Genomic DNA, 26,110 nt, shown 5'->3' on the forward strand with positions numbered 1-26,110 from the left:
CGCTTCACATCACTCGGGACGCCAGAGACCGTCCGCATGCGCTGAAAATATCTGGGAAAGGGACAAGTCCGGCATCAATCCGAATAGCTCAAAAAAGCCGCGCCGCTATAAGCGGACCAGTTCCTGGTCTTGTAGACGGGCGGCGGGGGTTTACTCATGCAGCACAGCTACCACGCTGGATTCATAAGATGAATCCAGCACGATTTGTGCAACAAAGCCTTTGCCATCCTCCATGAGGATCAACGGGTTGGCCTCAGGGTGTCAGGCAGGGTTCGTCGCGGCCTTCCGCCCCCTGCGCCCTGTGCGCCTCAGGGATCCGGCCTCGTCCCCAGGCCCGCCCTCAACAGACCGGCGAGCCCCGAGAGCAGAGGGGAGTTCCGGTTGCAGAGCTCTGAGCCAGGCAGCCGCGAGCCGGGCGTCCCTCTCCGCAGCCCCGGCGCTCCAATGGCATGGCGCAAATCCGGCGTGACGGAAGCCCGGCCGATGCCGATCGCCGGAGGCACCCGCGGCTGCGGCATATATCCCAGACCGGCCAGCGGGCTGACGGGCTGGCCCCGCGCCCGGGCCGGGCTGAGACAGAGGCCGGTGACGGGCAGGGTTTCGCCTTTTCGGAAATACTTGATGAAAGGCATATCCCTATTGTAGCTTTTATCGCGCAGAAGCGGCGGCATGCGATCATGCCTGACCGGGCGGGCAGCGGTGGATCCAAAGGCTTGCGGGGAGGCGGGCTCAGGGTAAGTCCATATGGCTGCTCGTTTTACAGATCACTGGACATTGGGAGGATGACCTTGGTCGATATCATTTCAAAGAAAGAAGGCCCGCGCCGCGAGGATGAACGGGCCAGAAACATGCTTCAGGCGAATCGCGGCGCCGTCACCCAGATCGCCGATCACCTGACCCAGGGCGGCTACAGCGCCGGCAAACGCGCGAAGGCCGCGGCCGCCAATGCGGCGCCCGCGCCAGAGGGCAAGCTGTTCTACGACGTTTCCGGCCGGAGCCGCATCAGCGCGGACAGCGGCGACATCCGCGTCAGGGTCAGCGTGAACAACCGCGTCGTGGCCTATGACAGCGGCTCGGGCAAGCAGGTTCATATGCTTGGCGAAATCCGGCGGCAGGAAGACACGCGATATTTCGCGCTCGCCTCGCGCGAGAACGGCTTCTTCTCGGGCCTGCCGGACGAGATCACCGAAAAAATCTCCGAGCTCGATGGCCAGATCATCGACCAGGCCTGCCCCGAAAGCCTGCTGGCGGCAGAAATCTCTGAACGGCTGGGCTTCAGCTGATACCGGATCCTGTTCCGGCCTTCCGGTGCCCCCCTCCCCCACGACTGCCACGCCTCCTCCAGATGCCTGACAGACCGGATGCTCCATGCGACAGCAAGGGCGATGCCATCGCCCCAGCCCTTTGGGAGGACCTTCATGACCGATCCGCTTTCGGGATTCCACACCCGGACCGGCATGTTCGATGACTGGCTCGACCAGCGCGCCACCATGCGCGCCTGGGAAGATTTCCTGACCTATCGCGACATCGAGCAGAGCCGGACCTCCGGTGTGCGGCGCGAGATCCTCGAATCCTGGTCGCGCAGCCTTGCCTCGGGGATCGACGCCACCGCCGAACTGGCGCCGCTGGACGAGACCGAGGACCTGCTGGAGGATGCCAGACGGAAGAACGCCGATCTGCACGATGCGGCGCGCGGGCCCTTTGCGAAGATCGGACCGCTTCTGTCCGAGGCCAATGCCCTGCTGATCCTGACCGATGCCGAGGGGCTGGTGCTGGAACAGATCGGCGATCTGCGCACCCATAACGCGGCGCGCAGCATCCATCTGATCAAGGGCGGCAAATGGGACGAAGCGGCCATCGGCACCAACGGGATCGGCACCGCGATCCGCTCGGGGCGGCCGACGCTGGTCCATGCCTCGGAACATTTCTGCCAGGGGATCAAGGCCTGGACCTGCGCCGCCGCGCCGGTGCGCGATCCGGTAGATCAGCGCATCATCGGGGCGGTCGATCTGTCCGGCCCGCCCTCGATCTTCCGCCCGCATAATGTCGCGATGATCGCCTCGGTCGCGCGCGAGATCGAGGCCGCGCTGGCCGAGCGGCAGGAGATGCGGCGCACCCGGCTGCTGGAGGCCTTTCTCGACAATGGCCCGGCCCGGGGCAGCCGCGATTCGGTGCTGATCCTCGACCGGATCGGGCGGGTCATGTATCATCGGCTGCCCTCGGACGCGCCCCGCGATCAACTGGCGCAGAAACTCTCGCTCGGGCAGCAGTTCATTCCGCTCAGCGGCTCGATGAGCGACCAGGACATCGCGCGCGCCATTCCGCCCAATATGCACCCGAGCGGGATCAGCCGGCTGTTCCTTGACGGCGAATTCAGCGGCGCAGCCCTGGTTCTGCCGCCGCGCGCCCCGGTCAGAAGTGCCCCGGCGGTGCCGGCAGAGCCCTTCCGCATCCCGCCCCGCGCCGGGGCCGAGCGCGACGAGCTTCTCATGATCGGCCAGGGACCGAAATTCACAGCCGCCGTCGATCTGGCGCGCCGCACCGCCGCCGCGGGTTCGGCGGTGCTGATCCAGGGCGAGACCGGGGTCGGGAAGGAACTTTTCGCGCGGCTGATCCACACATCGGCGGCCCATAAGGGCCGGGCGCCCTTCGTGACAGTGAACTGCGGCGCGATCTCGGCCGAGCTTTTCGGATCGGAATTGTTCGGCCATGCGCCGGGGGCCTTCACCGGCGCCACCCGCGAAGGCAAACCGGGCAAATTCGAACAGGCCGACGGCGGCGTTCTCTGCCTCGACGAGATCGGCGAGATGCCGCTGGAATTGCAGCCCTATCTGCTTCGGGTGCTGGAACAGCGCGCGATCTATCGCATCGGATGCTCGAAGCGGCGCCAGGTCAATGTGCAGCTGGTCGCGATGACCAATCGCGATCTGCGCGAAGAGGTGGAGGCCGGGCGCTTCCGCCGCGATCTTTACTACCGGATCGGCGCCATGACCATCGAGGTGCCGCCCCTGCGCGAGCGCCCGTGCGACATCCCCGATCTGGCCGACCATTTCAACCGCATGGTGGCGACGCGATTGCAGCGCGAGCCGCTCACCCTGTCGGAAGAAGCCGCCAGCCTGATGGCGCGCTATGACTGGCCCGGCAATGTACGCGAGATGCGCAACCTGTTCGAGCGGCTGCACCTTATGGTCCAGGACACCATGGTCAGCGCAGAGGATCTGCCCGCCAACTTCCGCACCGGCCCGCAGGAGGCGCCCGCGCCCGCGGCGGAAGGGGCGGAGGCGGCGGTTCCCGCAAACCTTACCGATATGGAAGAGCAGGCGATCCGCCGCACACTCATCACCGAAGAGGGCAATCTGACCCGCGTGGCCCATGTTCTGGGCATTTCCCGCCCGACGCTTTACCGCAAGCTGAAGACCTACGGCATCCGCCGCACCTATGAGTGAGCCGGAATATGAAAGGCGCCACCGGGGGGTGTGGCGCCTTTCTTCCGCTTCTGTCCGGACCGCCGGGGTCCGGTGGTCAGGGCACGATCACGCCCCGTCCGGTGAAGCGGCGGTTCTTGAAATCGTCAATCGCGGTGTTGATGTCGTCCAGCTTGTAGGGGGTGTAGTGCATCTTCACCTTTCCGTCTGAGTTCAGCTCCATCAGCTCGACCAGTTCGGTGTAATCGCCGACCAGGCTGCCGCCGATTTTGATTTCATTGGCGACCAGATCCAGCGTCGGCACCTCGATCCTGCCGCCGTAGCCGACGACGATACATTCGCCGCCCTTGCGCAACAGCTTCCAGCAGATGTTCTCGACGCCCAGCTCGCCCACGAAGTCGATCACCACATGGGCGCCGCCGCCGGTGATCTCTTTCAGTTCCGCGATGAGGTTCGGGCCGCCGTCCAGCACCACATCCGCCCCCAGATCGCGCGCCAGAACCTGCGCGCCCGGCTCGCGGTCGATGGCGATCAGCCGGGCGCCGCACAATTCGCGCAGGGATTGCAGCGCGATATGGCCAAGGCCGCCCACGCCCAGCACCGCGCACCAGCTGCCCGGCGGCAACATCTTCGCCGCCCGTTTCGCCGCGCGATAGGCGGTGATGCCGGCATCGGCCATCGGCGCCACATCGAGCGGCACGATGCCGGTGTTCAGCCTGATCAGCGAGCGCTCGTTGGTCTTGAAATATTCCGCGAAACCGCCGTCGAGGCCCAGGCCCGGAAACAGCCCGTGGTCGCAATACATGTCATGGCCGTGGTGGCAGCTCAGACAGACGCCGCAGGTGCGCAACGGATGGCAGATCACCGCATCGCCGGGCTTCACCGTCCGCACATTGCTGCCGACATCCTCGACCCAGCCAGCGTTCTCATGGCCCATCACATAGGGCAGCAGCGTGTTGTGCGGGTCCATGATCGGCTTCCACACGCCTTCGATGATATGCAGATCGGTGCGGCACAGGCCCGCCGCGCCGACGCGGACGATCACCTCATCGGGCGCGGCGATGGTGGGGGCGGGAATATCCTCGATCACCAGCTGGACGTTCATCCCCGGATCGTATTCGTAAAGTCTTGCGGCCTTCATGGCGCGCTCCTTGTGCTGGAAATTTCAAGAGCAGGGGGAAGCCGGGGCGCGGCCCCCCCTCACTGGCGGCCAAGCCGTTCCGAGCCGCCGCCAAGCGCCGGACCGGCGGTCGGATCGACATATTCCTCGGCATGGCCGATCAGGGTCTCGGTGGTCAGGATCAGGCTGGCGACCGAGGCCGCATTGGCCAGCGCCGAACAGGTCACGCGCACCGGATCGACGATCCCCGCCCCGATCATGTCGCGAAACCGGCCCTGGGCGGCATCAAAGCCCATGCCATCGGCCGAGCGCACCACCTCGGCGATCACCGCATTGGGGTCCGACCCGGCATTGATCGCGATCCGCGCCAGGGGCCGCGTCAGGACCGAGCGCACCAGCTCCACCCCCGCCGCGACATCGCCCGAGGCCTCGGCCACCACCTGATCCAGCACCGGGGCCGCATGGGCCAGCGCCGATCCGCCGCCCGGCACCACGCCCTCCTCGACCGCCGCGCGGATGGCGTAGAGCGAATCCTCGATCAGCTGGATCTTGCGCTTCTGTTCGACCGGGGTCAGGCCGCCGGCATGGATCACCGCCGTGCCGCCGGAAAGTTTCGCCAGCCGCTCGCGCAGCTTGTCCTGCTCGATATTCGGGGGGGCGATGTCGTATTGCCGCTGCACCTGAAGCCGCCGCGCCGCGATGGCGGCGGGATCGCCCGCGCCGCCGATCACCGTGGTCTGGCCGGCAGAGGCCCGCACCTGGCGCGCCGCCCCCAGTTGCTCGCGGGTCACATTGCCGATCTTCCTGCCCAGATCGCGCGCCAGCACCTCGCCGCCGGTCAGGATCGCAAGATCATCCATCTGCGCCTTGCGCCAATGGCCGTATTCCGGCGGATGGACGATGAGATATTTGCCCGCGGGCGCCGCCTCCAGCAGCGTCACCACCACCTCGGGGGCGATCTCTTCCGCAACGATCAGAAGCGGACGGCCCTCGGCATCCGCGATCTTCCGCGCGCCGTCCAGCGCATCGGGCGTGAGGATCTTCTGATCCGTCAGCAGGATCAGCGGCTTTTCCAGCACCGCCTCCATCTCGTCCTGATCGGTGACCATGTGATGCGAGATATAGCCGCGCTCGAAAGACATGCCCTCGATCACCTCGAAGGTGGTTTCGACCGTGATCGAGAAATCGGCGGTGATGATGCCGTTCTCTCCCACCCGGCTGTGCGCCTCGGCGACGATTTCCCCGAGGCGCGGATCGGTGGCGGCGATATTCGCGACCGCCCCCAGCAGACGCGGGTTGTCCTTCACCGGCACCGCCTGGGCGCGCAGGGCCCCGATCACTTTCGCGACCGCCAGTTCGATCCCGCGGCACAGATCCACCGCCCGCGCGCCGCGCTCGGCCTGGGCCACGCCCTGCTGGATCATCGCATTCGCAAGCACGATCGCCGTGGTGGTGCCGTCGCCCGCCACCTCATTCGTCTGCATCGAGACTTCGCGCACCACCTGGGCGCCCATATTCTCGAAACGGTCCGGCAGTTCGATCTCGGTCGCGATGGAAACCCCGTCGCGGGTGATCAGGGGCGTGCCCACGGGACGGTCGATCATCGCGTTCAGCCCTTTGGGGCCCAGCGTCGGCTCGACAGCGGCGGCAAGGCGCGCAACGCCGCGCGCCAGCGCCCGGCGGGCCTCGACGGAGTGAAGCAGGAAATTCGGCATCGGGGTAATCCTCCCTTGTGACCGGACGCGCGTGGCGCGCGCCGGTTTCCCTTCATGGTGGTGGGTTGACGTGGCTCAGCTTCGGCTTTGCGGGCTGGCCCCGTGATCCCGTGGCGGCACCCGCCCCAGGAGGAAATCGATCAGCTCCGGCTCCTCTCCCGAGCGATCGACCTCTTTGTAGCGCGCGGCGGCGAGGCCGCGGCACATGGCTCCGTTGAACTCCATATTGATGCGTATCGAGCGCAGCCGCATCATATGATCGCCCAACCCTTCGGGCAGCAGCGGATCTGCCCGCCAGGTGACGAAAGCCAGGTCATCGGGCAGAAGCGCCAGCCCGTCCTCTACCAGGATCTCGCGGTAGCGCGGCTTCTGCGCCGCCGCCTCGGGCTGATTGTCGAGGTTCAGCGCATCATATCCGGCAAGCGTCAGCCCGGTGATCTGCGCGGCGGTCCAGCCCATCGCCTTCAGCCCGAGGATCACCGCCTCCTGCCGGCGCAGGAAAGCCTTCTCGCGGAAGGTCTCGCGCACTTCCGACAGGTCGGCGCCGTCGCTCATCTCGGCAAAAACCGCGTCGAAAGCCTCGCCGCTGTTGACGGCGGCGTTCACTCTGTCGGCGAAGCAGTGGTCCATCAGCCGGACGCGCACCTTCGACACCCAGGCGGGCGCCATCGCCGCCTTGCGGATGCCGTCCGCCATCAGGAAGGCGAAATTCGGCGAACACCAGTAGGTCGGCAGCCGGAACGAGATGTCCACCTCGCCGCGGCGGACCTCAAGGCGTTCGACGAAGCCCATATCGGTGATCGGCTCGTCAAGCTCGGGGTCGGTGACGGCGCCAAGGCGCCGCCACACTTCCCTTGCCTGCGCACCACGGATCTGCGGCAGGCCCATGGCTCACTCCGCCGCAATGCGAACCGGCGTCTGCGCCAGTTCGGCCCGTTTGGCCGCCACGTCGATATCGTAGAGCCGGGCCGCGTTCAGGCCGAGGATCTTCTCCTTGATCTCGTCGGTCAGCTGCACGCCGTGTTCGGCCGCGATATCCTCGGGGATCTGATAGGCCCAGAGCTTCTCGACCAGCCATTGCGGCGTCCAGATCGCGTAATCCGAGCCGAACAGGATCTTTTCCGGGCCGATCCAGAACAGGAGTTCCGAGATGATCTCGCCGAAATAGCGCGGACGGGCGTGGATGAACGGCAGTGCGACGGCAAGGCCGGCATAGACATTGGTTTCCTGGGTCGCGATCCAGCAGAAATCATCCAGCCGCGGCAGGCCGCAATGTTCGATGATCCAGTTCAGGCCCTGGAAATCGGTCGCCGCGTAATCGACATCATCGACGCTGAACGCATCCTTCGACAGCGGGATGATCGTCGGCCCCTTGTGAACGTGGACGTTCCTGATGCCCAGCTTCTCGCACAGCTCGAAACATTTATAGGCCGCGGGATCGGTCAGCTTCCAGCCTTTGGAATCGCCGTTCCACTCGGCGGTATACATCTTGACCCCTTTGATATCGAAGGTCTCTTTCATGTAGTGGATGTATTCCAGCGCCTTTTCACCATCGCGCGGATCGAAAGAGCCGTTGACGATGAAGCGGCCCGGATTGACATTGGCAAGCTGGGTCGAGCGTTCGATCGAGCTGAAGCCTTCCTTGTAGAAATCCTTCAGATAGGTGGACTGGATGATCGCCATATCGTCCGGCCCGTCGATGAAAAGATCCCGGTAGACCTGTTCGACCGACTGCTTCTCGAACCTCGACTTTTCCCAAAGCTGTTCCTTCGGGCTCAGGCCGGTGTGATAGGCGTAGAAGCAGTCGATGAACTGCTTGCCGTGGATGTTGCGCTGGTTCTCGGGGCTGCCGTTCCAGAAATGGGTGTGGCAATCCAGAACGAAAATCTCTTTCCCGTCCGGCGTGGTATACATGATGCTTCTCCCTCGATCTCATCTGGTCTGATCAGGTGCCTGGGGCGGCCTGTTCCTGGAATTCCTCGGAAGGGGCGCACGGGATGCGCGCGCCCCTGCAAGCGGTCAGATGTATTCGAACACTTCGTCCATATCGCCGAACAGGATGACGGTGTTGTCGTCGATCCTGACCATGCGGCCGTAATGGGTGGAGGTGTTCACCTCGAAGATCTCGGCCGTCATCTCGCGGCCCAGATATTCGCTGATGTCGTCCATCCTGAAGATCAGCTTGCCTTCGCCGTCGATGCGGATGGTGGCCGGGTTGTAGGTCACCGTCACCTTCGGATCCTGATCCATGTATTCGGCGATGGCGCGGGCCTCGACCGAGTCATTCATGGTGACGCCGCATTGATGCGAGATCGTCTGTTCGAAGGTGATATCCTTCATGGATTTGAAGATGTTGTTCTTCGTGCTGTCGCGTGCGGTGGTGGACATGGCGGCTCCTCTCAGCGGCTCAGACCGACTTCGCCGAGGATCTGCGCCAGCCGCTCGTGCGAGACGGCCTGCGCATCGGCGAAGGACACGGGTTTGGAATGGGGTTGCGACCAGACCGGCTGAAGCGCGGCCGCGGCCTTGTCCGCCAGATCGGCGTGTTTCTTCACCCAGCCGTTGAACAGGGCGCGGTTATGGGCGCCGTGCGCCTCGTCATTGACCAGCAGCCAGATCAGGTCGATGGTATTGGCGAGGTTGCGCTCGTAATCCGCCTCGGCCGCCGAAATGACCGGGGGGGTGATGAAGTCGTTGTTCGCCGCCGCCGCCTGCATCAGGAAGCCCGAGCGGAAGAGTTCGCCCACCAGCGGCTCGAAGATCAGGTTGATGGCGAAATACTGCTCCAGATAGTCTTCCGTGCCCATGATCGTCTCGACGGCGAGGCGGGTGGGCTGCCAGGCCGGATCTTCCAGCCAGGCCTTCTTGCCCAGCTCGTCATCCCAGCCCTCGATATCCATGCCGATTTCGGCCAGATACAGCGTGATGTCCTGCGCCAGCCGCATCTTGTAGGACGAATTGGTCAGCGTGGCGTTGTTGATCATCTGGGTGTAGCCGTAACGCTGCGCCTGCATCAGCGAGGTGCCGAGGCCGAATTCCGCATGTTTCCAGGCGCCCAGATGGACCTGGAGCACTCGCTGCCACACCTTGTCGAACGCCAGATGTGCACCGGCCTTGCGGGCGTTCGAGATGACCGACTGCACCATGGTCTCGATCTTCGACTGGCGCTGGTAATGGGTGCGTTCCCATTCCTGATCGGGCGCCCGGAAGGCATGCCAGTTCGACGAAAGCGCGCGGGTGTTGTCCTTGGTATAGGCGCCCTTGCCGTTGCCGAAGCTGATGATCCAGTCCTGGATCAGATAGCGTTCGGGATCGGGCTGCACGTCGCAGGTGACATCCTCGTAATGGGTGGCACGTTTGCCGCGCGGCTCGAAGTAGTTGTATTTGCGGCTGGTCGAACCCGCGAAGATCGCAGAGCCGGCGGCCCCTGATCCGGTTGCGGTGGCTGTTGCTGCCATTGGTCTTCCTCCCTAGGTGGTTTTGTTCACAGCGAAGAGCGGTCGGGCCGCCTTAATGGCCCGACGAACCGGACGTCGTGGTGAACTTGTCGTAGAAAATCCGCTCGCTCTCGAAATCGAGCATGAAGAGCGTCGGCGTCAGCGCGTCGATCATCGGCGGCGGGCCGCAGGCATAGACATCGCCCTGGCCTTCCAGCCCCAGCTCCTTGAGCTTGCGGTCGACCGCCTGGTGCACGAAGCCGGTCTCGCCGGTCCAGCCGCTGCCCTCGGGGGCGTGGGACAGCACCGGGATGAACTCGACCGACGGATGCGCCGCGGTGATCGCCGCCAGCCGGTCGAGATGGAACAGATCGTCCTCGGTCCGGGCGCCGTAGAAGAAGTAAACCGGCCGGTCCTCGCCGCTCTCGATATGGTCGTGCAGGATCGACCAGACCGGCGACATGCCCGAGCCCGCGCCGACCAGCACCACCGGCCCCTCGCGCCCTTCGCGGCGGAAGCACATCCCGTAGGGCCCGACCACCGTCACTTTTGCTCCGGCCCGGATTCCCCCGTTGTCGAGCTGGTTGGAGAACTTTCCTTCGGGGTATTTTTTGATGATGAAGGAGAGCTTCTGGGTTTCGCTCGGCGGATTTGCCATGGAGAACGAACGCGTGATCGTCTCCCCTTCTTCCGTGGTGACTGTGATGTCGACATACTGACCCGCCCAGAACTTGAGCGGCGCGTTCAGCTCGATCTCGACGCCGCGGATGTCATGCGTGAGTTTGCGGAAATCCGTGATCCGGCCGTCGAACTGCCGGACCGGAATGGATTTCGACAGCACTTCCTCGTCGTAATTCAGAAGGTCGATTGTCAGATTGTCGAAGGCCTTCGCGCGGCACATCAGGATCTGGCCGCCATCCCGGTCGCTGTCATTCAGCGCGAAGGTGGAATATTTCAGCATCTCGACCTCGCCGTCGAGCAGCACGCATTTGCAGGCCGAGCATTGCCCCTCCTTGCATCCATGGGGCAGCGCAATCCCCTGGCGGAAGGCGGCGTCAAGAACGGTTTCGTCCTCTTCCACCTCGAATTCCACGCCCACGGGTTCAAGCCTTACGGTGTAAACCTCTCCCATTCTGTCCGGCCTCCCCGCCGTCAGTCCGGCAACCCATCGGGCCGCCTGTCGTCAATTCCGGTGAGTGACGGGGGCCGGGCATGGCCCCCGCCGACCTGCCTCAGTTGCAGGGATTGATGGTGAAGCCCGCCTGGTATTCGGCGATATGCTTCGCGCGGGCGTCCGGCGTCATCTCGCGCAGCAGCGTCAGCGGCGACAGGAGCGTGTGGCCGCGCACGTCGTCGAGCGTCCACATGTCCTTGTTGTCGAAGCGCAGATGCGGCTGCGGCACGAGCGTCTTGCCATCGTCGCGGACGAAGTTCAGGTCCTTGATCGCATCGGCGAGATCCCAGCCGTGATAGACGGTTTCCCATTCGCGCTTGCCCGAGAACTTGCCCATCGCCGGCGTCGGACGGCCCTGGTATTCGTTCGAGAAGGCCTCGACGGCGGTCCAGCGGTCCAGCTCATGCGCGAAGGTGTGAAGCTGGCCGTCGATTTCATCCACGACCATGTCTTCGCGGATAAGGCACGGCACGAGGCACGACCAGCAGCGATGCGGATAGACGTAGCCGGTTTCCTCGTTGAAGGTGATCACCTTCTGACCCGGTTTCGACAGTTTCGCATACCACTTCCAGAAGTCGCCGAATTCGGCATACCAGCCCGGATACTTGTGCTCGAACCACTCGAAGTCCTTGTCGGTCTGCGCCTCGATGCGCCAGAAGTTCACCGGCCAGCCGACCGCGAAGAACTGCGCGACCTTGTGGACGTAATGCTTCTTGGTGATGCGGTTCCAGGCCTCGTGGACGTCATCATGGTGCACCTTGATGCCGTATTTTTCGAGCGGCAGCATATAGGTCCGGTAGTAGTCCTCGAAGATCCAGCGGTGCCACATCTCCGCGTAGGATTCCTTCTCCTTGTCGCGGTTGGTGGTGCCGTATTCGATCAGCGTGCCGATGGCGGCATCGACGATCGCGTGGTTCTGCCAGAAGGCGTAACGCAGATCGCGCTCCAGCAGCAGATGGTTCTCCGGCTCTTTCAGCGCGGCCATCAGCAGCGAGTGGCCGTTGCCGATATGGCGGCTCTCATCCGACTGCACCGAGAGGAACACGGTCGGCAGCGCGTAGTCGCCATTACGGGCGGCTTCCGACGGCATGGCGACGAAAAGCGTGTTGGTGAAGGCGGTTTCCGCAACAACGGTCAGATACATACAGGCCGAGGTCATCACGTCGCCGGTGATGAAGCCCTCGCCGAACTGGCGGCCGATGGTGGTGGCATAGCACTTGCCGAAGGCTTCTTCGGTGATATCGAAGCCGGCCGGGTCGATGTAGTTCTCCATATACCACTTCTTCAGGTTCATCTGAATGGTGGAGTGGCGGAACTCGTCGACCATCTGCATGGTGAAGCCGGTGCGCAGATCCTCGCCGGGCGCGATCCGGGCCACCATCGCCATCGAGCGCGCGGCCGAGATTTCCGGGAACGGAATGATCGCAAGGAACAGCTTCATCCATTCGACCCAGCGGGGCTGGACGTTGCGGAACATGTCGCCGCGCAGTGCGGCATCCAGCGCGCCATAGACGCGGTTGTCCTTTTCTTCCTGCATCGGGAAGTAGGACCGCAGCACCTGTTTCATCGGGTCGCGCGGCGCTTTCGCGATCTTGTAGTCGGTCGGGAAGGTCGCGGCTTCCTGGACATAGCTGGGGTTCCAGCCAAGGTCCGAGATCTTCTTGGTGGCCTCCCCGACCGAGATCCCGCGCTGCGCGGTGATCTTGTTGAGCGTCAGTTGCGTCATGCCATGAGTCTCCTGATGTTGACGGCACCGGGATGGTTTCGGCGCCGTTGGGCGGATTGTCCGCCCCGGGATTTCCGGCCCCCCCTTGCGGGGGAAAGACCGGGTCAGGTCACGGCAAAGGTTCCGGGCAACGGGGCCGGAAACCGAAATCGACAGTGCATAAGCGTGCTGCCGTTTTCCGGTGGCCTCGCTTCTCCTCCCATTCCTTCGTTCTTGCGGGGTCTGCCCCTCGTCGGGGAACCGCCTTATTGTGCTTTCGGATACATGCAGGATCTGTGCCAGATCGGGCTTTCGCCGCGAAAATTTCATGAAAACCAGCGGGATCCCCACGCAAGGCACTGATATCAAATATTTAATTTATAAGTATTTTTCGGACGAAATTCCCGCGCCTGCCGGAACCCGGGCGCGGCGGGCGTAGCGGAACGTTACAACTGTCACGTCCGCGGGCCGGGGCGTTGCACGAAACTGTAACATGGCCGGCGTTACAGCCGGACAGGACGCGATTCGACCGCCGCGCGGCCCGGGCGGGGGGCGGAAAATCCATGCAGCAGCGCGGCATGTAACACCGTAGGAAAACTGTAACCGGGGGATGGAACGAAATGTTACATACGTAACGTCAGAATCCATTTTTCCCGTTTATAATCATCAGCTTATATTAAAAATACCTTTGTGGTCACGGTCTCGCGGCTGTTATTCTGATCCCAGCCGCCGGCCGCGCCCGGCCTGATCTCCGAAAGCCGCTTCAGATGTCAGACCCGATACATCCCGAGCAGACCCCCTCCCGGATCACCGCCGAGGCGATGATCGCCCGGGCGCCGCAGGACATGGTTTTCACCATGCGCTTTCTCGGCCAGAGCCAGGAGATCCTGCACAGCCATTTCCGCCGGTTCCTCGAAACCCGGCTCGCCGAGGCCGGGGTCAGCGCCGACAGCCATCCGCTGCTGCCGTTCTTCATCGACAGCCACGCGGTCGAGTTGCGCGAATTCGTCACCACCGGCGTCTCGCTGGCCCGCAGCTTCCGTCTGGGCGAGATCGAGATCCTGACCGGAGATGTCGAAACGCTGATGCGGGTCGATATATGGGATGCCATCGCCAGCCACATCGACATGGCCGAAAAGCGGTTCAGCGAGGGGATCCAGCGCGTGGTCGCCAGCCTGAATGCCGATGAGGCCGCCCTGCGTCCGGTGCGGTCATGACCGGCTCAGTGCATTCCGCCCGACTGCGCGGCGCCGGGCAGCAGGCCCCAGACCGCGGCGATGTCCTCGCGCATCTCCCGGTGCGCGGCGGCAAGGATCCGGTCGCGGGCGGCATCGTCCAGCCCGGCCAGCAGTTCATGGACGCGGGCCCCCTGCCCGGGCGCCCCGGTCTTCGCAGCCTCGCGGGCGGCCATGGCAAGCGGATGGTCCTGGCCCAGTTGCGCCGCCGCGGCGTGGCCGACGGCAGCAAGAAACCGTGTTGCGGGATCGGTCCGTTGCATCTGCGGCTCCTGTCCGGGGGCCGGTGGTCCGGCGAATGGAGGCAAGCATGACAAAGACTCCGCGCGGTGCACAAGAGATTCTGGCCGATCAGTTCCGCCTTACCGCCGAACTCAGCGCCCTGACGGGCGAGTATCACCGGCTGTTGCAGAAGGTCGCCGCCGCCGGCTTTGCCCGGCAGATGGCCGAGGACGAGCCCGGAGCCGCGCTGGTGGAAGCCGAACGCGCCGAGATCGCCGCCCGGCTGGTCGCAGAGACCTGCGAAGAGAAGATGCAGGATATGGAAAAGCAGCTTTCCGCCCTTGGGCAGGAACTGAAAGCCCTGAAACGAGGATCATCCGATGAGTGAGACCGCTACCCCGGACGCCCCGGCCAGACCGGAGGCCCAGCCTCCGCTTTTCGACCTGCTGGCCCGCAGCTGGTCCCTCGGAGCGGCGATCCGCGATGTCGCCATCGACAAGGCCGGCAAGGCCGCCGGTTTCGCGCTGGAAGATGGCCGGCTGGCGCTGATGCCGGTCGAGGATCCCGAATCGGCGCTGAACCGGATACGGGTCGAGGCGGATTCGGGCCGCAGCACCATCCGCGCGCGGCAAAAGCCGGTGGCTGCGCCGATCCTGACCCCGGTGCTGGCCGGGGAGGCGCCGATGCTGGCGCCTTCGGGCATGGTGGGGCTGATCGCCGCCGCGCGCGACGGCCGCATCCACCGCGTCACCCCGCGGGGGCAGGTCATCCAGATCATGGCGAAAGCCAGCCCGATCTGTGCCATCGCCTCGGATTCCGGGGGACGGATCGCCCTTGCCCGCGACGGCCGCACCGATCTGCATGAGGAAGACGGCATGGCCCGGCTTGTCGGCCTGCTGACGCCGGGGCCGGCAAACACGCTGGCCTTTGCGCCGGACAACCGTTCCCTTGCGGTCATGCTGGAAGAGAACCTGCTGTTCGGCCAGCCGCGCCAGGGCTATGACAGCTATCCCCTGGGCGGCAGCGGGCCGCTTGCCTTCTCGGCCGACGGGGCCTGGATCGCGGGGTCGAACGGCAAGGACGGGATCTGGCTTTTGCGCCGCGCCGATGGCGGCATCGCCCGGATCGGCAATTTCCGCGCCGCCCCCGGCTCCATCGCCTTCAGCAAGGCCGGGGATGCCGTCTTCGCCTCGGGCGCCTTCCGCGCCGCGGGCTGGTCGCTGGCGACGCCTCCGATCGGCGACGAGGCGGCGGGCGCCCTGCGCACCGGGCGGTCGGGCCTTGTCCTGATCGAGAAGATCGCCGCCCATCCGGACCGCGACCTGATCGCGCTCGGCACCGCCGATGGCGCGGTTTCGATCGCGCGGATCGGCCAGCCCGAGGAAATGCCGCTGCGCCAGGCCGACGGCAGCCCCGTCACCGCGCTGTGCTGGTCGGCCGATGGCGTTCACCTGGCCATCGGCACCGCCGCCGGCAATGCCGCGCTGGTGACGCTGCCGCCCCGGCTTTTCAAATGACGAAAGGAGCAGACATGACCGAAGCCCTGACACAACCGACCGCCGAGGACGCCAGCAAGGACGCCTTTTTCGCGCGGATCGCGGAAATCTCGCAGGAGATGATCGCCGCCCATGGCAAGGATTTCGCGATGGGAACGCTGGTGCTGGCCGCGCGCTGGATCGCCAGCGACCGGATCAGTGAAGCGCCCGCCCCGCATTGAACAGGCCCGGGCTGGCGGCGGTTGCCCCCTGCCCGGCCACCGCCCAGCGCATCTGGTCGAGCAGGATCTCGCGCGAGCCAGCCGCGAAGGCCAGCAGCGCGTCCGGCGAAGGGTTGGCGGCGATCAGCGCAAGATCCTCTTCCAGCCCGATGTCGATCAGATGCGCCCAGGCGCAAAGCTCGTGCAGCCGGTGCGTCACGAATTCGAGGCAATCGCGCGCGACCGGATTGGCGGGCCAGGCGGCCTCGCGCAGCCGCTCGCCCCGGCCCAGAGGAGAGCTGTGAACCGCCGATCCCAGCAGCGTCAGCACCTGGCGCCGCCAGCGGCCGTATTCGCTCTGGTCGGAATGATCGAGGCCGATGCTGTAAAGCTTTTCCGCCACCAGCCGGAAGGCGCGCCCCCCGGCGATATGGCGGCGCCAGAAGTCGTTCGCCTCTTCGGCGGTGCGGCAGGCGACGAATTGCTGCGCCAGCCTGCGGCGCAGCAACAGCGCAAGCAGCATATCCACATCCTCGGAAACCGACCGCGCCAGTTGCAGCGCCGGCGCCGCCAGTTCCGACAGGACCAGAAGCCGCAGCGCCGAGACGGTTTCGACCATCCGCCCGGTCAGAATATGCAATGCGCAAAGCTGGTCGCGTCCCAGGCGCAGCCCGTCGGTTTTCATGCCCTCTCCGGCGGCGCGGTTCAGCGCCATGGCCCAGATCAGCGCCTGATCGAACAGGCAAAGCCGGTCATGGGCATGGCTGTCCGCCTCGGGCAGATCGGCCGGGGCCAGCGGACGGAATCCCGGCAGCGCACGGATGCACCGCCCCCAGAGCTTGTCGAGATCATGCCCGCGCGAAGACCACATCTGCCGCAGCCGCGCCGCGAGCTGCGGCGACATTTCGCGATAGAACCGTTCCGGCGCAATGGGTTGATCCGGTGCGTGGATGGCCAAGGCCGATGCTCCTGCGGTGGTGGCACCCGATGACGCTAACCTCGCGCCTGAGACAAAGCCAGCGGCAAAACCTTGGCTTCCGGCAGATCCAGGCCCTGAATCTGCTGCGGCTTTCCAATGAGGAGCTGGCGGCCGATCTGGTGCGGCGGGCGGCGGCGAACCCGTTTCTGCGCCTGCGTCTGCCCGCGGCATTCGTGGCAATCGCACCAGAGCAGGATGCGGTCGAAAGCGGCCTTTACGCCCATGTGACAAGCCAGTTGCGCATGATCGCAGCGGTGCGGGCCGATGAGGCGCTGGCGGCGGCTTTCGTCGAGGCGCTTGACGGCAACGGCTGGCTGGACCGCTCTCTGGCCGATATCGCCCTCAGCGCGGGGCGCAGCGGGAAAGCCGCCGCGGCCATGCTTGCCGCGCTGCAGCATGGGATGGAGCCCGCGGGGCTGTTCGCGCAGGGGCTGGCCGATTGCCTGCGGCTCCAGGCGGAAGACCGCGGGCAGTTGACGCCTGCGATGGCGGCGGTTCTGCGCCATCTGGATCTGGTCGCCGAGGGCGGGGCCGCGGCGGTGGCGAAGGCTTCGGGGATCGCGCCCGAGGCTGTCGCGCTTTGCCTGGCGCAGATCCGGCGGATGGATCCGCGTCCGGGGCTGGCCTTCGGCGGCAGTCCCGCGCCGTTGCGCGCCCCGGATGTGATCGTCTCGCGCGGGGCGGACGGCGGCTGGCAGATCGCGCTGAACCGCGCCACGCTGCCGGTGGTGGCGCTGGCGCCGAAGGGCGGGACCGGGCCGGCAATGCGGGCGGTGCGGGCCGAGGCGGAATGGCTGGCCTCGATCGTCGAGCGCCGCAACCGCACGGTGCTGGCGGTGGCGCGCGCGGTATTGCAACGGCAGCGCGGCTTTCTTGATCATGGCCCGGGGGCGCTGCTGGCGCTCAGCCGTGCCGAAATCGCGGCGGGCCTTGGCCTGCATGACAGCACGGTCGGGCGGGTGGCGCGCGATCTGCTTGTCGAGACGCCGCACGGGCTGCGCACATTATGCAGCCTTTTTGACAGCGGGCCCGCGCGGGGAAGCGGCCTCGCGGCGGCGGCGATGCGGCATCGCCTGGGCCAGCTGATCGCCACCGAACGCCCGCAGGCGCCCTTCGACGATGCGGCGCTGGCGGCGATGCTGCGCGCCGAGGGCAAACCGCTCGCCCGGCGCACCGTCGCGAAATATCGTGAGGCACTGGGCATTCCCCCCTGCTCGCAGCGGCGGCGCAGCGATACCCGCTTGCCCTAGCCCCGGCGCGGGGGGCCGCGCGCGGTGTCCGGGCCTCCGGCAATCCGGGCTCTGGCAACCGACGGTTCTGCTGCCGTATGGGAGGACCGTCTGACGACCCCGGGCGCGCTCTGCCCGTCCTGATGTCAGGAGAAGGCCCGTCCCGACGTCAGCCCCCCCGCCGAGCGGACCAGAGAATCGCGGTCGAGGCCGAAGTGGCGGTAAAGATCATTGATGGTGCCGGTTTGCCCGAAATGCTCCACCCCATGCGCGATGGTCCGGTGGCCCGCCACCGCGCCCAGCCAGGCCAGGGTTGCCGGGTGTCCGTCGATGACGGTGACGAGGGTGCAATCGCGCGGCAGACCGGACAGCAGCCTCTCGACCTGGCTGAGGGCGCCACGGTCTCCGGCAGCGCGGGCGCGCTGCGCCGCGGTCCAGCCCGCGTTCAGCCGGTCGGCCGAGGTCACGGCCAGAACGCCCACATCGCGGCGATACTGGCCAAGGACCCCCGCCGCCGCAATGGCCTCGGGGGCGACCGCGCCCTGATAGGCAAGCACCACCTCGCAGTTCGGCCCGGGCCTGCGCAGCCAGTAGCCGCCGTCGATGCTGCCCTGGCGGAAATCCTCGCCGGAGCGCGGGCCGGGCTGCTCCAGAGGATTGGTCGTCAGCCGCAGATAGACCGACCCGCCCGAGCTGTCGCGCAGCCAGGTGCGGGCGTCGGGCTCCTGCGCGCCGTCGCGCTGCATGTAATCGAAGGCCCATTCCATGATGACCGCCAGTTCGTCGGCGAAGGCCGGTTCGAACGCCGCCAGCCCGTCCTGCGACATGCCGATCAGGGGCGTGCCGACCGACTGATGCGCGCCGCCCTCGGGGGCCAGCGTCACGCCCGAGGGTGTGCCCACGATCATGAAACGCGCATCCTGATAGCAGGCATAGTTCAGCGCATCGAGGCCGCGGCAGACGAAGGGATCGTAGACGGTGCCGATCGGAAACAGCCTTTTGCCGAACAGCGAATGCGACAGGCCCGCCGCCGCCAGAAGCAGGAACAGGTTCATCTCGGCGATTCCCAGTTCGATATGCTGGCCGCCGGTCGTGAATTCCCACCGCGAGGTCGAGGGGATGCGGTGCTCGGCGAAGGCATCCGCCCTGGGCCGGCGCGCGAACAGCTTACGGCGGTTGACCCAGGGACCAAGGCTGGTGGTCCCGGTCACATCGGGCGAGGTGGTGACGATGCGCGCGGCAAGCTGGCTGTCGCCTCTGGACAATTCGTCAAGGATCTTGCCGAAGGCCGTCTGGGTGGAAATCTCCCGCTCGCTGGCAAAGCCGATGCGGGGCACGTCGATGCGGGCATCGCTCAGACGGCGGGGGCCTTTGGCGAAGAACGGCACCCGGGCCAGGAAAGCCTTCAGCGCCCCGGGATCGGCCACCGTGGCGAACGGCTCCCATTCCTGCCCCGGGGCCACGCCCATATCCGCCTGCCAGGCGGCGAACTGGGAAGTGTTCATCAGCCCGCTGTGATTGTCCTTGTGCCCGGCGATCGGGGTGCCCCGGCCCTTGACGGTGTAGGCGAGGAAACAGGTCGGGCGATCATGGTCGATGGCGGCGAAGGTCTCTGCCATGGTCTCAACGCAGTTGCCGCCGAGGTTCTCCATCAGCGCGGCCAGTTCGGCATCGCTGCGCCGCCCGATCAGTGCCGACACCTCGCCCTGATCGCCCAGATCGTCCATCAGCCGCTTGCGCCAGCCGGCCCCGCCCATGAAGGTCAGCGCGGAATAATCCTGGTTGGGGCAGCCGTCGATCCAGTCGCGCAGGCGGCCGCCGCCCGGCTCCTGAAAGGCGGCACGTTGCAGGGCGCCGTATTTGACCCGCACCACCTCCCAGCCGAAAGCGTCGAAGATCTTCCCGATCCGCCCGAACAGCCCCTCGTGCACGATCCCGTCCAGCGACTGCCGGTTGTAGTCGATGATCCACCAGCAATTGCGCAGATCGTTCTTCCAGCCCTCCTGCAAGGCCTCGTAGATGTTGCCCTCGTCCAGTTCGGCGTCGCCCGCCAGCGCCACCATGCGGCCCATGGGCAGATCGCCCGCCCAGGTTTTGGCCGCGATGTAATCCTGCACCAGAGACGCGAAAGAGGTGATCGCCACCCCAAGCCCCACCGAGCCGGTCGAGAAATCCACGTCGTCGCTGTCCTTCGTCCGGCTGGGATAGCTTTGCACCCCGCCATAGCCGCGGAAGTTCTTCATCCTTTCGAGGCTCTGGTTGCCCATCAGATACTGGATGGCATGGAACACCGGCGAGGCATGGGGTTTCACCGCCACCCGGTCCCCGGGCCGCAGCGCCGAGAAATAAAGCGCCGTCAGGATCGACACCATCGAGGCGGAACTGGCCTGATGCCCGCCCACCTTGATACCGTCCACCTTCGGACGGATGTGATTGGCGTGATGGATCATCCAGTGCGACAGCCACAGCAGCCGCTGCTCCAACGTCTTCAGATGTCGGATGTTTTCCTGCATGGCGGGTTCCTCCTCGCCGCCAGGATAGGCCGGAACCCGTGCCGGTTTGCAGCGATTTTCAGGTTGCCGCAGCCGATTTGCGCAGATATCCATCAACAAAATGACATTATGCGCATGAAATCATCAGGATTGCCGATGGACGCGATAGATCTCAGGATTCTGCACGAGTTGCAGTCGGACGCCCGGATCTCTCATCAGGATCTGGCCGGGCGGGTCGGCCTCTCCGCCTCGCCCTGCGCAAGGCGCATCCACAAGCTGGAGGCCGACGGCATCATCGAGGGCTACAGCGCCCGCATCAATGAGGCAAAGACCGGCTTCGGCTTCAGCGTCTTCGTGTCGGTCCGGCTTGACCAGCAGGTGGACGGCCGTCTTGCCGGTTTCGAAAAGCGGATCAGGGAATGTTCCGAAGTGATCGACTGCTGGCTGATGACCGGCAGTTTCGACTACCTGCTGCGTATCGCCGTCGCTGATCTGCAGGAGTTCGAGACCTTCCTCACCGGACGGCTGACAAAGATCCCCGGGGTCGCCCTGATCGAATCCTCGATCCCGATCCGGCGGGTGAAAAACCAGTTCGGCAGACTGCGATAGAGGGGCGGCAGACCTTCCATGGTCGGTTGATCCCGCAGTTCGACCGCCAGCCGTTGCGCCGGTCTTCCCCCCGCTTTCGGTCAGAGCGAAGCCCGAAGCTGGCGTGGCGCAGGGGGCGCAATAACCGTCGCGGCATCGCTTTGCGCAACGGCAGGCCAACCCTTTGTGGAATAGCCGCGCCCGCCTTGTTCATCAGGGCCGCAGGCGTGTTGACCGAAAGCCGGTTGTAGCGGTCGGCCCTCGCCCTGGCTGTGTGATCCCGGTTTTGATCGCGCGGCTCTTTCTTTGGCGTGAAAGGATGCGAAAACCGGCCGGTGGGGTCGATGGCGCGCCCTGCGTTCGGATCATTGCGGGCGGCATCGTGATCACCTCCGGCAATGCCCCTGACACGAGCGCAATCGAATGGTGGGGAGGCTGATCATGCGCCGCGGCTCGACCGCCGGCTCAGGCCCTGGCCGCGCAAAATCACAGACTTGCGCAAACTTTACTGCAAGCTCGGGACGACCTGTCGGCCGCCGGGACGAGCTTTACCGCAATTCACAAAGGCTCAATGCGTCCAGGGGCTGCGGCGGTCGGTCGCGAAATTCTCGCCATAGCCGCGCGGGCGGATATTGGCCTTGCGCGGCTTCGGTTCCGCCACGGTGAAGGCGATATCGTGCTGGGCGGCGTAGGCCTCGGCCTCTTCCCGGGTCTCGAAGCGCAGCCGCACCTGGCTCTGGGTGTCGGTGGTCGAGGTCCAGCCCATCAGCGGATCGACCTCACGCGCGGAACCCGGGGCGAATTCCAGGATCCAGTGATGGGTCTTTGCCGTGCCGGACTGCATGGCGTTTCGGGCGGGCTGGTAAATGCGGGCGCGCATCGGGCTGACCTCCGGGATATCATGCCGGTTCTGGCCGAAACCGCGCAAAAGCGCAAGCACCCGGCACAAGCGGATCCCGGGAAAGCGGACCCTGGGAAAGCTGCTGTCGGCCGGCGGGGAGTGGGGTGGGCTGGGTGACCGGCCGACAGCATGACCGCCTGCCACGCCACCTTCGCCCGGACCATCCCGTCACACAAGCGGCAAAAATCGCCGGCCCTTCGGATTATCCATAAGATTGAACTATTTACCTTAACGCTGCGTTTACCTTTTCCGGCCAGAGCCGCGCCTGCGGTCGATCCGGCCTTGAACTGGAACAAAAACAGATCAAATTAGCGGGGTCCCCGCCCGAGGCCCATCATGCACTACAACGCGCCCGATCAACTGCCCGACATCAGCCACATCACCCCCGCCCGGCGCGAAAAGCTGGAGGGCGGCAAGCGCTTCGTCATGCAGACGCCGTTCCAGGCCGCGGGCGATCAGCCGACCGCCATCGCCGAACTCGCGGCCGGCGTGATGGCGGGCGAGCGCGACCAGGTGCTGCTCGGCGCCACCGGGACCGGCAAGACCTTCACCATGGCGAAGGTGATCGAGGAAACCCAGCGCCCCGCCATCATCCTCGCGCCGAACAAGACGCTGGCCGCGCAATTATACGGCGAGTTCAAGGGCTTCTTCCCCGAAAACGCGGTAGAATATTTCGTCTCCTATTACGATTACTACCAGCCCGAGGCCTATGTCGCCCGCACCGACACCTTCATCGAGAAGGAATCCCAGATCAACGAGGCCATCGACCGGATGCGCCACTCGGCCACCCGGGCGCTGTTGGAGCGCGACGATGTGATCATCGTCGCCTCGGTGTCCTGCATCTACGGCATCGGCTCGGTCGAGACCTATTCGGCGATGACCCAGGACCTGATCCGCGGCCAGTTCTACGACCAGCGCAAATTCATCGGCGAGCTGGTGGCGCAGCAATACCGCCGCAGCGATGTGGGATTTCAGCGCGGCGGCTTCCGGGTGCGCGGCGATGTGGTGGAGCTGTGGCCCGCCCACCTCGAAGACCGGGCCTGGCGGTTCTCGTTCTTCGGCGAGGAGCTGGAGGCGATCACCGAATTCGACCCGCTGACCGGGGCGAAAACCGGCGCTTACGAGCAGATCCGCATCTATGCGAACAGCCACTACGTCACCCCCCGCCCCACCATGGCCCAGGCGATCCAGGGCATCCGCGCCGAGCTGCACCAGCGGCTGAAACAGCTGAACGACGAGGGGAAACTGCTGGAGGCGCAACGGCTTGAGCAGCGCACAAGGTTTGACCTGGAGATGCTGGAGGCCACCGGCGTCTGCAACGGGATCGAGAATTATTCGCGCTACCTGACCGGCCGCGCGCCCGGAGAGCCGCCGCCGACGCTCTTTGAATTCATCCCCGACAATGCCATCGTCTTCGCCGACGAATCCCACGTCTCGGTGCCGCAGATCGGCGGCATGTATCGCGGCGACTTCCGGCGCAAATCGGTGCTGGCCGAACACGGCTTCCGCCTGCCAAGCTGCATGGACAACCGGCCGCTGAAATTCGAGGAATGGGATGCGATGCGGCCGCAATCGGTGTTCGTCTCGGCCACCCCCGCGGCCTGGGAGCTGGAACAGGCCGGCGGCGTGTTCACCGAACAGGTGATCCGCCCGACCGGGCTGATCGACCCGATGATCGAGATCCGCCCGGTCGAGATGCAGGTCGATGATCTGCTGGATGAGGTGCGGCGGGTGGCGGCCCGCGGAATGCGCACGCTGGTGACGACGCTGACGAAGCGGATGGCCGAGGATCTGACCGAATATCTGCACGAACAGGGGATCCGCATTCGCTATATGCATTCCGACATCGACACGATCGAGCGGATCGAGATCCTGCGCGACCTTCGGCTCGGCGCCTTCGACGTGCTGGTGGGGATCAACCTGTTGCGCGAGGGGCTGGATATCCCGGAATGCGGGCTGGTGGCGATCCTCGACGCGGATAAGGAAGGCTTCCTGCGCTCGGAAACCTCGCTGATCCAGACCATCGGCCGCGCGGCGCGAAACGCCGAGGGACGGGTGATCATGTATGCCGACAAGATCACCGGCAGCATGACCCGCGCCATGGCCGAGACCGAACGGCGGCGCGAGAAGCAGATGGCCTACAACCGCGAGCACGGTATCACGCCGCAGACGGTGAAGAAGAACGTCGAGGACGTGCTGGCCGGTCTCTGGCAGGGCGACACCGACCAGTCGCGCATCACCGCGAGCGTCGGGAAGGCTGCCGTGGGAGAGAACCTCGCCGCCCATCTCGACGCTTTGCGCGCGGCGATGCGCAAGGCCGCCGAGAACCTCGAATTCGAGGAAGCCGCCCGACTGCGCGACGAGGTGAAGCGGCTGGAAGCGGTGGAGCTTGCGGTGGCTGACGACCCTCTCGCCCGCCAGGCGGCGGTCGAGGAAGCGGTGGACGAGGCGGTGAAAGCCTCGGGCCGCTCGACCGCGGGCCGCGCCGGACAGCGGGGCGGCAACAAGCGGCGGAAGAAGCGCTGAGGGCGGGGCGGCGCCGTTCCGGCGCCCGTCGGCACCGGCGCCAAAGCGCGGCCTGTGTCCGACCGGTTCCGCTCTGCTGACCCAGGCTTTGGATCCGGGGCCGGCGTGGAAGGGGGCCCTGCCCCCTCGGGCCTTTGGCCCTCACCCCCGGGGTATTTAGGCCAGGGTGAAAGCCCATTCATCTTGCTTCAATACCCTCGCCGGAGGCGGCGGCGCCCGCAAGAAGGGCATGTTCTTTTCCGCCACCGCGCGGCGCGACATGTTTCGGGGGGGGGCCGCCGCGGCCGGAGGGATTCGAACAAACCCGCAGCCACCGTAAGGCCGGGGCACAGATCTCAAGAGACATCGCCCTTTTTCCCGCTGCCAGTCGCAAGCCAGCCAATGTTCTGGGCCGGACGCGGCGCTCTGGCCGGACCGGCTTTATCGGAAGCGGTGGAGGGATCATACCGGGGGCTGGCTGCGGCTCATTGCCCGCTCCGATGACCGGCGGGGGATACGAGCAGAGACCGGCAGCCCTGTCGGGCGGTGCGGCGGCGAGCCGGCCCCGGAAATGCGGGGCCGGTTCCGGGCGGCGCCTTTCAGGCGCGTTTGACCAGCCGGATCAGCAACAGCAGGATCACGGCGCCGATGGTGGCGTGGATGATGGCGGCCAGCCAGCCGCCGCCCATCGTCAGGCCGATCCGCGGCAGGATCAGAGCCGCGATGAAGGCGCCGACGATGCCGACCACGATATTGCCGATCAGACCGAAGCCGTAGCCCTTGACCAGTTGACCGGCCAGCCAGCCGGCGATCGCGCCGACGATCAGCAGGACGATGATGCTCTCGATACCCATATACCCTCCTCACTTTATGTTGCGGAGGCACCCGGGGGAGTGGTTTCGGGCGCACTCCTTGCGATGGCCAGGATCTGCGGCCATGGCTAAGAGTATACGAAAAAAGCGATATCTTACAATAATTTTTGCCCCGTTCCGCAGGCGCCGCATTTTCTGCGGGCCGCTGCAGGCCCTCCCGCGGCGACCGGGCCTTGCAACCCTGCAACCGGCAGGGGCGGCTTGACCCGGCATCGCCGGGCGCCGATCCTCGGGGCTCCGGACAGAGACAAGGCCCGCGATGAAACTGCTCGACCCGCATCATCCGTTCTTCGACCGCGCGCCTGCGCGCTGGCTGACCGCGCTTTTGCCGCTGATTTGGGCGGGGGTGGAGTTCTGGATGGGCCAGCCGCTCTGGGGCGGGGTGTTCCTCGCCGCGGGGCTTTACGCCGGTTACATGCTGTTCGTCGTCAGGCCGCGCGGGGACAGGTGACGAGGCCGCGCATCTCGCCGGAATCGCCCTGGAGCGCGGTTTCGCGCAGCCGGCAGCCGGTCACTTCAGGGATCAGCGCGATCATCGTGGCGCGGATCGCCTGATGCTCGCCCGGGGCCGCGAAGCCGAGGCGGATCACCTCGACCGCGTTCCCCTTCTGAAACACCACATAGTCGCGCCCGCCACGGCTGACGCGGGTCTTTTCCGCGCCGAACATATGCGGGGCGGGCTGGGCGCCGCAGGCGGCGAGGAACAGGGGCAGAAGAAGGGCAAGGACCGGAAAACGCATGAGCCGAACCTTACGCCTCAGGGTTAAGAAAACGTGAACGGCGGTGCGCGGCAGGACGAGCGGCGCCTCAGTGGA

24 protein-coding genes are annotated in these 26,110 nt (G+C 65.6%); 10 read left to right on the plus strand and 14 right to left on the minus strand.

Features of this window, described 5'->3' with window-relative positions; all coding sequences use genetic code 11:
• Positions 1-848: 848 nt before the first annotated feature.
• A complete protein-coding gene (locus XINFAN_RS21830) occupies positions 849-1,283 on the plus strand; it encodes a hypothetical protein (protein WP_160144647.1) in 435 nt (144 codons plus the stop codon).
• Between the two features lie 135 nt (positions 1,284-1,418).
• Complete coding sequence (locus XINFAN_RS16905) at positions 1,419-3,446, plus strand: sigma-54-dependent Fis family transcriptional regulator (RefSeq protein ID WP_233352285.1); 2,028 nt, start codon at positions 1,419-1,421, stop codon at positions 3,444-3,446.
• A 76-nt stretch (positions 3,447-3,522) separates the two neighbouring features.
• Here the strand turns inward: XINFAN_RS16905 and XINFAN_RS16910 are convergent, their stop codons facing one another.
• The 8 genes from XINFAN_RS16910 to XINFAN_RS16945 form a co-directional block, all read right to left on the minus strand.
• On the minus strand, positions 3,523-4,566 hold the full coding sequence (locus tag XINFAN_RS16910; RefSeq protein WP_124088048.1) for an NAD(P)-dependent alcohol dehydrogenase: 1,044 nt from the start codon (positions 4,564-4,566) through the stop codon (positions 3,523-3,525).
• 59 nt (positions 4,567-4,625) lie between these two features.
• Positions 4,626-6,260, minus strand: coding sequence for a molecular chaperone GroEL (locus XINFAN_RS16915; RefSeq protein WP_124088049.1), 1,635 nt, complete (start codon positions 6,258-6,260; stop codon positions 4,626-4,628).
• 75 nt (positions 6,261-6,335) lie between these two features.
• Entirely contained in the window at positions 6,336-7,148 is an 813-nt protein-coding gene (locus tag XINFAN_RS16920) for an iron-sulfur cluster assembly protein (RefSeq protein WP_124088050.1), read from the minus strand.
• A 3-nt stretch (positions 7,149-7,151) separates the two neighbouring features.
• Entirely contained in the window at positions 7,152-8,174 is a 1,023-nt protein-coding gene (locus XINFAN_RS16925) for an amidohydrolase family protein (RefSeq protein WP_124088051.1), read from the minus strand.
• Between the two features lie 105 nt (positions 8,175-8,279).
• Positions 8,280-8,648, minus strand: coding sequence for an MmoB/DmpM family protein (locus XINFAN_RS16930; protein WP_124088052.1), 369 nt, complete (start codon positions 8,646-8,648; stop codon positions 8,280-8,282).
• Between the two features lie 11 nt (positions 8,649-8,659).
• Positions 8,660-9,718, minus strand: coding sequence for an aromatic/alkene monooxygenase hydroxylase subunit beta (locus tag XINFAN_RS16935; RefSeq protein WP_124088053.1), 1,059 nt, complete (start codon positions 9,716-9,718; stop codon positions 8,660-8,662).
• Between the two features lie 52 nt (positions 9,719-9,770).
• Positions 9,771-10,829: an NADH:ubiquinone reductase (Na(+)-transporting) subunit F gene (locus XINFAN_RS16940; protein WP_124088054.1), complete on the minus strand. Its 1,059-nt coding sequence runs from the start codon at positions 10,827-10,829 to the stop codon at positions 9,771-9,773.
• Positions 10,830-10,929: 100 nt separating this feature from the next.
• Entirely contained in the window at positions 10,930-12,597 is a 1,668-nt protein-coding gene (locus XINFAN_RS16945; RefSeq protein WP_124088055.1) for an aromatic/alkene/methane monooxygenase hydroxylase/oxygenase subunit alpha, read from the minus strand.
• 746 nt (positions 12,598-13,343) lie between these two features.
• Between XINFAN_RS16945 and XINFAN_RS16950 the strand changes: the two genes are divergently transcribed.
• Entirely contained in the window at positions 13,344-13,793 is a 450-nt protein-coding gene (locus tag XINFAN_RS16950; protein WP_124088056.1) for a hypothetical protein, read from the plus strand.
• A gap of 5 nt (positions 13,794-13,798) precedes the next feature.
• Here XINFAN_RS16950 and XINFAN_RS16955 read toward each other — a convergent pair whose 3' ends face one another.
• Positions 13,799-14,074 carry a hypothetical protein gene (locus XINFAN_RS16955; RefSeq protein ID WP_124088057.1) on the minus strand — a complete coding sequence of 92 codons (276 nt, stop codon included), beginning with the start codon at positions 14,072-14,074 and terminating at the stop codon, positions 13,799-13,801.
• Between the two features lie 47 nt (positions 14,075-14,121).
• On the opposite strand from XINFAN_RS16955, the gene XINFAN_RS16960 reads away from it, so the two are divergent.
• Genes XINFAN_RS16960 through XINFAN_RS16970 form a run of 3 tightly spaced genes read left to right on the plus strand, consistent with a single transcriptional unit; the run spans position 14,122 to position 15,750 of the window.
• A complete protein-coding gene (locus XINFAN_RS16960) occupies positions 14,122-14,421 on the plus strand; it encodes a hypothetical protein (protein WP_124088058.1) in 300 nt (99 codons plus the stop codon).
• On the plus strand, positions 14,414-15,550 hold the full coding sequence (locus XINFAN_RS16965) for a WD40 repeat domain-containing protein (RefSeq protein WP_124088059.1): 1,137 nt from the start codon (positions 14,414-14,416) through the stop codon (positions 15,548-15,550). The genes XINFAN_RS16960 and XINFAN_RS16965 overlap by 8 nt, the downstream gene beginning before the upstream one ends.
• Positions 15,551-15,564: 14 nt before the next feature.
• Complete coding sequence (locus XINFAN_RS16970; RefSeq protein ID WP_124088060.1) at positions 15,565-15,750, plus strand: hypothetical protein; 186 nt, start codon at positions 15,565-15,567, stop codon at positions 15,748-15,750.
• Here the strand turns inward: XINFAN_RS16970 and XINFAN_RS16975 are convergent.
• Positions 15,725-16,687, minus strand: coding sequence for a hypothetical protein (locus XINFAN_RS16975; RefSeq protein ID WP_160144648.1), 963 nt, complete (start codon positions 16,685-16,687; stop codon positions 15,725-15,727). The two genes, XINFAN_RS16970 and XINFAN_RS16975, sit on opposite strands and share 26 nt — an antisense overlap.
• 29 nt (positions 16,688-16,716) lie before the next feature.
• On the opposite strand from XINFAN_RS16975, the gene XINFAN_RS16980 reads away from it, so the two are divergent.
• The gene (locus tag XINFAN_RS16980) at positions 16,717-17,958 is read left to right on the plus strand and encodes an RNA polymerase factor sigma-54 (protein WP_160144649.1); all 1,242 of its coding nucleotides are present in this window, start codon (positions 16,717-16,719) and stop codon (positions 17,956-17,958) included.
• Positions 17,959-18,083: 125 nt separating this feature from the next.
• On the opposite strand, the gene XINFAN_RS16985 is transcribed toward XINFAN_RS16980, so the two are convergent.
• Positions 18,084-20,450, minus strand: coding sequence for a thiamine pyrophosphate-binding protein (locus XINFAN_RS16985; protein WP_124088063.1), 2,367 nt, complete (start codon positions 20,448-20,450; stop codon positions 18,084-18,086).
• Positions 20,451-20,585: 135 nt separating this feature from the next.
• Between XINFAN_RS16985 and XINFAN_RS16990 the strand changes: the two genes are divergently transcribed.
• On the plus strand, positions 20,586-21,038 hold the full coding sequence (locus tag XINFAN_RS16990) for an Lrp/AsnC family transcriptional regulator (RefSeq protein WP_233352287.1): 453 nt from the start codon (positions 20,586-20,588) through the stop codon (positions 21,036-21,038).
• A 547-nt stretch (positions 21,039-21,585) separates the two neighbouring features.
• On the opposite strand, the gene XINFAN_RS16995 is transcribed toward XINFAN_RS16990, so the two are convergent.
• Positions 21,586-21,897 (minus strand): ETC complex I subunit, encoded by a 312-nt coding sequence (locus tag XINFAN_RS16995; protein WP_124088065.1) that lies wholly within the window; start codon positions 21,895-21,897, stop codon positions 21,586-21,588.
• Between the two features lie 357 nt (positions 21,898-22,254).
• Here XINFAN_RS16995 and uvrB point away from each other — a divergent pair, with 357 nt between their 5' ends.
• Positions 22,255-24,444, plus strand: a complete 2,190-nt coding sequence (uvrB, locus tag XINFAN_RS17000) for an excinuclease ABC subunit UvrB (protein WP_290426967.1) — start codon at positions 22,255-22,257, stop codon at positions 24,442-24,444.
• A 578-nt stretch (positions 24,445-25,022) separates the two neighbouring features.
• Here uvrB and XINFAN_RS17005 read toward each other — a convergent pair.
• On the minus strand, positions 25,023-25,277 hold the full coding sequence (locus XINFAN_RS17005; protein ID WP_124088066.1) for a GlsB/YeaQ/YmgE family stress response membrane protein: 255 nt from the start codon (positions 25,275-25,277) through the stop codon (positions 25,023-25,025).
• Positions 25,278-25,554: 277 nt separating this feature from the next.
• Between XINFAN_RS17005 and XINFAN_RS17010 the strand changes: the two genes are divergently transcribed.
• Positions 25,555-25,746, plus strand: a complete 192-nt coding sequence (locus tag XINFAN_RS17010; RefSeq protein WP_124088067.1) for a hypothetical protein — start codon at positions 25,555-25,557, stop codon at positions 25,744-25,746.
• Here the strand turns inward: XINFAN_RS17010 and XINFAN_RS17015 are convergent.
• On the minus strand, positions 25,724-26,035 hold the full coding sequence (locus XINFAN_RS17015) for a hypothetical protein (RefSeq protein ID WP_124088068.1): 312 nt from the start codon (positions 26,033-26,035) through the stop codon (positions 25,724-25,726). The two genes, XINFAN_RS17010 and XINFAN_RS17015, sit on opposite strands and share 23 nt — an antisense overlap.
• Positions 26,036-26,110: the final 75 nt, after the last annotated feature.

The sequence above is a fragment of the Pseudogemmobacter humi genome, from assembly GCF_900609055.1.
Taxonomy (GTDB): Bacteria; Pseudomonadota; Alphaproteobacteria; order Rhodobacterales; family Rhodobacteraceae; genus Pseudogemmobacter; species Pseudogemmobacter humi.

Bases quoted from the DNA above. Each gene is read 5' to 3' on its own strand.
- XINFAN_RS21830 (WP_160144647.1), top strand. From the start codon at position 849: ATGCTTCAGGCGAATCGCGGCGCCGTCACCCAGATCGCCGATCACCTG.
- XINFAN_RS16905 (WP_233352285.1), top strand. From the start codon at position 1,419: ATGACCGATCCGCTTTCGGGATTCCACACCCGGACCGGCATGTTCGAT.
- XINFAN_RS16910 (WP_124088048.1), bottom strand. From the start codon at position 4,566: ATGAAGGCCGCAAGACTTTACGAATACGATCCGGGGATGAACGTCCAG.
- XINFAN_RS16915 (WP_124088049.1), bottom strand. From the start codon at position 6,260: ATGCCGAATTTCCTGCTTCACTCCGTCGAGGCCCGCCGGGCGCTGGCG.
- XINFAN_RS16920 (WP_124088050.1), bottom strand. From the start codon at position 7,148: ATGGGCCTGCCGCAGATCCGTGGTGCGCAGGCAAGGGAAGTGTGGCGG.
- XINFAN_RS16925 (WP_124088051.1), bottom strand. From the start codon at position 8,174: ATGTATACCACGCCGGACGGGAAAGAGATTTTCGTTCTGGATTGCCAC.
- XINFAN_RS16930 (WP_124088052.1), bottom strand. From the start codon at position 8,648: ATGTCCACCACCGCACGCGACAGCACGAAGAACAACATCTTCAAATCC.
- XINFAN_RS16935 (WP_124088053.1), bottom strand. From the start codon at position 9,718: ATGGCAGCAACAGCCACCGCAACCGGATCAGGGGCCGCCGGCTCTGCG.
- XINFAN_RS16940 (WP_124088054.1), bottom strand. From the start codon at position 10,829: ATGGGAGAGGTTTACACCGTAAGGCTTGAACCCGTGGGCGTGGAATTC.
- XINFAN_RS16945 (WP_124088055.1), bottom strand. From the start codon at position 12,597: ATGACGCAACTGACGCTCAACAAGATCACCGCGCAGCGCGGGATCTCG.
- XINFAN_RS16950 (WP_124088056.1), top strand. From the start codon at position 13,344: ATGTCAGACCCGATACATCCCGAGCAGACCCCCTCCCGGATCACCGCC.
- XINFAN_RS16955 (WP_124088057.1), bottom strand. From the start codon at position 14,074: ATGCAACGGACCGATCCCGCAACACGGTTTCTTGCTGCCGTCGGCCAC.
- XINFAN_RS16960 (WP_124088058.1), top strand. From the start codon at position 14,122: ATGACAAAGACTCCGCGCGGTGCACAAGAGATTCTGGCCGATCAGTTC.
- XINFAN_RS16965 (WP_124088059.1), top strand. From the start codon at position 14,414: ATGAGTGAGACCGCTACCCCGGACGCCCCGGCCAGACCGGAGGCCCAG.
- XINFAN_RS16970 (WP_124088060.1), top strand. From the start codon at position 15,565: ATGACCGAAGCCCTGACACAACCGACCGCCGAGGACGCCAGCAAGGAC.
- XINFAN_RS16980 (WP_160144649.1), top strand. From the start codon at position 16,717: ATGACGCTAACCTCGCGCCTGAGACAAAGCCAGCGGCAAAACCTTGGC.
- XINFAN_RS16985 (WP_124088063.1), bottom strand. From the start codon at position 20,450: ATGCAGGAAAACATCCGACATCTGAAGACGTTGGAGCAGCGGCTGCTG.
- XINFAN_RS16990 (WP_233352287.1), top strand. From the start codon at position 20,586: ATGGACGCGATAGATCTCAGGATTCTGCACGAGTTGCAGTCGGACGCC.
- XINFAN_RS16995 (WP_124088065.1), bottom strand. From the start codon at position 21,897: ATGCGCGCCCGCATTTACCAGCCCGCCCGAAACGCCATGCAGTCCGGC.
- uvrB (WP_290426967.1), top strand. From the start codon at position 22,255: ATGCACTACAACGCGCCCGATCAACTGCCCGACATCAGCCACATCACC.
- XINFAN_RS17005 (WP_124088066.1), bottom strand. From the start codon at position 25,277: ATGGGTATCGAGAGCATCATCGTCCTGCTGATCGTCGGCGCGATCGCC.
- XINFAN_RS17010 (WP_124088067.1), top strand. From the start codon at position 25,555: ATGAAACTGCTCGACCCGCATCATCCGTTCTTCGACCGCGCGCCTGCG.
- XINFAN_RS17015 (WP_124088068.1), bottom strand. From the start codon at position 26,035: ATGCGTTTTCCGGTCCTTGCCCTTCTTCTGCCCCTGTTCCTCGCCGCC.